General features: G+C 60.5%; 2 protein-coding genes. Both read left to right on the top strand.

The window, feature by feature from the left end:
* Positions 1 to 676 (top strand): ADP-ribosylglycohydrolase family protein (locus tag ADADOO_RS06935; RefSeq protein WP_511276168.1); only part of this gene is annotated, 676 nt, incomplete at its 5' end.
* 204 nt (positions 677 to 880) lie between these two features.
* On the top strand, positions 881 to 1,643 hold a 763-nt coding region (locus tag ADADOO_RS06930), incomplete at its 3' end, for a citrate/2-methylcitrate synthase (RefSeq protein ID WP_511276166.1).

Raw genomic sequence — 1,643 nt, 5'->3', positions numbered from 1 at the left:
GGCCGCGGCCGAAGCCTTCGATGCCTGGATGCGGGCCAAGCCGGTCGACATCGGCAACACCGTGCGCCGCAACCTGATCGGCTTTCGCCAGAGCGGCCAGCCGGAAGCCGCCGCCTCCGAGCACGACGCCGGCAACGGCGCGGCGATGCGCGTTTTGCCCGTCGCCCTGGCTTGCTACGGTCAACCGGAAAAAACGACCATTTTTGCCAGCCGCGCCCAGGCCCATGTCACGCACCACAACGCGCTGTCCGACGCCGCCTGCGAAACGCTGATCCTGATGGTGCAAGACTTCCTCGCCGGGCACGACCCCATCGCCGTCGAGCGCCAGCGGGCCGGCCAGCTAGTCAGCGATTTCCCCGTTTTCGCCTACGACAAACGCCGCCGCGAAAATCCCAGCGGCTTCGTCGTCGATACCGTGCAAGCCGTCTTCCAGGCCTTCTTCGCCACCGACACCTTCGAAGACTGTCTGATCGACGTCGTCAACCGCGGCGGCGATGCCGACACCACCGGCGCCATCGCCGGCATGCTGGCTGGGGCCCGCTACGGCATGGAGCGCATTCCACAACGCTGGCTCAAGGCGCTCGACGAAAAGATTTCAACGCAGTGCCCGGACCAGGCCCGTGCCCTGCTGGCCCTGGCTGAAAAACAAGGCCGCGTCGGCGCTCAATTGATGTAGCCCAAGGTTCACGTAAGCATTGCCGGTTACCCTCGCGGACTGACCGCAACGCGTTCGCCTTCGGACTTTTTCGGCCGAACAAGGCAGGCGTATTGCTAAAATCGCGAATCACCAATAAAAGATGGCGTTTGTTCTGCATTTTTTCCATATCCGCCACCGGTTTGACGACACATCGCCAACAGATCATTTTTCAAGGGAGTAAAAATGAGTACCGAACACAAGGCAACACTGAGCATTGAGGGTCTCGCGCCGGTCGATTTTTCGATCATGTCGCCAGTGCACGGCAACGACTGCATAGACATTCGCACCATGGGCGCCAAAACGGGTCTGTTCACCTACGACTCCGGCTTCATGTCCACGGCCAGCTGCAAGTCGCACATCACCTTCATCGACGGCGACATCGGCCAATTGCTTTATCGCGGCTACCCGATCGAGCAGCTCGCCGAGAACTGCAATTTTCTCGAAGTGGCCTACCTGCTGAAAAATGGTGAACTGCCCAACGCCCAGCAAAAAGCCGAGTTCGAGGCGGCCGTCACGCATCACACCATGGTGCACGAGCAACTGGCCAAGTTCTTCTCCGGTTTCCGCCGCGATGCCCATCCGATGGCCGTCATGACCGGGGTGGTTGGTGCCCTGTCGGCCTTCTATCACGACGCCATGGACTTTTCCGAGGCTGAGCATCGCAACTCGAATTTCATCCATCTCATCGCCAAGATGCCGACCATTGTCGCCATGGCCTACAAATACAACATCGGCGCCCCGTTCATGCAGCCCGACAATGAACTCGGCTACAGCGCCAACTTCATGCGCATGATGTTCGGCAATCCGTGCGAGAAATACGTCCCGAACCCGGTGCTGGTTAACGCGCTCGACACCATCTTCACCCTGCACGCCGACCACGAGCAAAACGCCTCGACCTCGACGGTGCGTCTGGCCGGCTCATCTGGCGCCAACCCCTTCGCCTGCA

The organism is Azonexus sp. (assembly GCF_036170495.1).
GTDB lineage: Bacteria > Pseudomonadota > Gammaproteobacteria > Burkholderiales > Rhodocyclaceae > Azonexus.
Note: the sequence above shows the minus strand (reverse complement) of the source record. Positions and strands in the feature narration are given on the sequence as shown.